Source organism: Thermoflexus sp. (assembly GCF_025055495.1).
Lineage (GTDB): Bacteria > Chloroflexota > Anaerolineae > Thermoflexales > Thermoflexaceae > Thermoflexus.
This window is the reverse complement of the sequence record NZ_JANWXB010000304.1, coordinates 1-2,395: the sequence shown is the minus strand read 5'-3', so window position 1 is coordinate 2,395 and position 2,395 is coordinate 1. Positions and strand designations below refer to the sequence as shown.

Below are 2,395 nucleotides of genomic sequence, written 5' to 3'. Positions count from 1 at the left end.
GCTCCCGCGGTTTTTGTTTTCTCTTTTTTTTTTTGTGGTGTTTGGGGGGGGGGGGGGGGGGGGGCCGCCCCCCCCCCCCCGCCACCGGGGGATTTTTTAGTCCCCCTCCCCACAGCCCCCTGGGCCGTAGGGAGGGGGAAGAAAGGGCCCGCCGGAAGGGAGGATCCGGGGGGATAGGCGTTCACCGGATGCCTTTGAGGTGCAGTCTGGAACATCGGAGGCGTCCTGAGATCCCGGGATAGTTTTAGGGATGTGGGCCGCCGAAGGCGGCCTATGCTCTCGGAAAAACTTCTCTGTTGGGACGATTTGTGATTAGGGCGATTGAGGAGGGAAGAATGGTTAATTACCTGATCCGTCGTTTGTTTCAAATGATGGTGGTGATTCTCCTTTCTTCCATGGCGATTTATGCCATTATGAACCTGGCTCCCGGTGGACCCTTAAGCGGGATCAATCTAGGGGCGGATCGGAAAAGTCGATTGAGCCCGGAGGAGATCCGGAGGATCGAGGAATTCCTGGGACTGCACCGGCCGCTGCACTGGCGTTATATCGTCTGGTTGTTAGGGGAGGACTGGCTGGATGAGGTGGGGTTGAAATCCCTTCAGCGGACCAGTTGTCGGGAGATCCCCGCCGAGTGCACACGAGGGGTGATTCGTTTTGATTGCGGCGATTCCTGGCGCCTGGCATCTGGGCAGAAGGTCATCGATCTAATTTGGTTCCGGCTTCCGAACACATTGCTTCTGATGACCTCCGCCACGCTTCTCTCCCTGCTGGTGGCCATTCCCATCGGGATCTACTCGGCGGTGAAGCAATATTCCCTGCTGGACTATGCGGCCACCACCTTTGCGTTCTTTGGCACGGCGATGCCTGTCTTCTGGTTCGGGCTCATGATGATCTTTATCTTCAGCGGCCCCCGTTCCCCCTGGTATCAGGTCTTCGGTTTGCCGTATTTGCCCACCGGGAACACTTTCAGCCTGCGTCCGCCTCAGCCCGGGAGCCTCCTTTACGTGTTGGGCGCCACCCCGGGTTCCCCGCTGGATCGTGCGGTCCATCTGATCCTGCCCACCATTGTGCTGAGCTTGTTGTATATGGCCGGATGGAGCCGTTATACTCGGTCCTCCATGCTGGAGGTGTTGCGCCAGGATTATGTGCGCACGGCCCGGGCGAAGGGGCTGGTGGAGCGGGTGGTGATTATGAAGCACGCGCTGCGTAACGCCCTCATTCCGATCGTGACCATTCTGACCCTGGAGATTCCGAGTATTTTCAGCGGAGCGGTGCTCACGGAGACGATTTTCAACTACAAGGGCATGGGGCGGCTGTATTACGACGCTTTGCAAGCGGATGATTGGCCGGTGGTGATGGCGCTGCTGTTCATCACCGCTTTGCTGGTGGTGTTCGCGAATCTGCTGGCGGATATCCTTTACACCATTGTGGATCCCCGGATCCGGCTGGAGTGAGGGGGTGATGGATGGCTACGGCGGAGCTTCGGGCGGAAGCCCTTCTGACGGTTCGGGAAGAAAGTTATCTGCTGATTGTCTGGCGGCGGTTCCGTCGTCACCGGGTGGCCCTGGTGGGGGCGGTGATCCTGCTGGCCTTCACTCTGATTGCGGCGCTGGCCCCTTGGATCGCCCCCTATGATCCTTATGCCCAGAATCTGCTGCTGAAGAACGCGGGCCCTTCCCCCGCCCACTGGCTGGGGACGGATGAGCTGGGGCGGGATGTGCTCTCCCGGTTGATGCACGCGGCCCGGATCTCCCTAACAGTGGCCTTTGTGGTCACGCTGATCAGCCAGACCACAGGGGCACTGATCGGGGCGATTTCAGGCTACTTCGGGGGATGGCTGGACAACATCATCCAGCGGGTGGTGGACTTCATGCTGACGCTTCCCCTTCTGCCCCTTCTGCTGACCGTCTCCGCTCTCCTGAGCGATATCACGATCCCTGGCCTGACCCGCGAGTGGAGCAGCGTGGTGATCATTATCCTGGTGCTGAGCATATTCGGCTGGATGGGATCGGCGCGGTTGGTGCGAGGGGTGGTGCTGTCGCTGCGGGAGCAGACGTTCACCGAGGCCGCGCGGGCTCTCGGGATGTCGGACCTACAGATCGTGATCCGCCACATGATCCCTAATGCAATGGCTCCCATTATCGTCAGCGCGACTTTGAGCCTGGGCTCGGTGATCATCCTGGAAGCGGCCCTCAGCTTCCTGGGCTTCGGGGTTCAGCCCCCTGTTCCTACATGGGGGAATATGTTGAACAATGCCCAGGCCGATATGTGGACCCAACCTTTCAAAGCGATCATCCCGGGGTTCTGCATTTTCCTCACCTCGCTCTCCTTCAACTTTGTGGGCGATGGCCTCCGGGATGCGCTGGATCCGCGCCTGAAGCGTTGAGGAGCGCTC

At 59.8% G+C, this 2,395-nt stretch carries 2 protein-coding genes; both read left to right on the top strand.

Annotation, left to right across the window (positions count from 1 at the left end):
• Positions 1-335 precede the first annotated feature (335 nt).
• On the top strand, positions 336-1,454 hold the full coding sequence (locus NZM16_RS09585) for an ABC transporter permease (RefSeq protein WP_295480157.1): 1,119 nt from the start codon (positions 336-338) through the stop codon (positions 1,452-1,454).
• Between the two features lie 11 nt (positions 1,455-1,465).
• A complete protein-coding gene (locus NZM16_RS09580; RefSeq protein WP_295480155.1) occupies positions 1,466-2,386 on the top strand; it encodes an ABC transporter permease in 921 nt (306 codons plus the stop codon).
• Positions 2,387-2,395 lie beyond the last annotated feature (9 nt).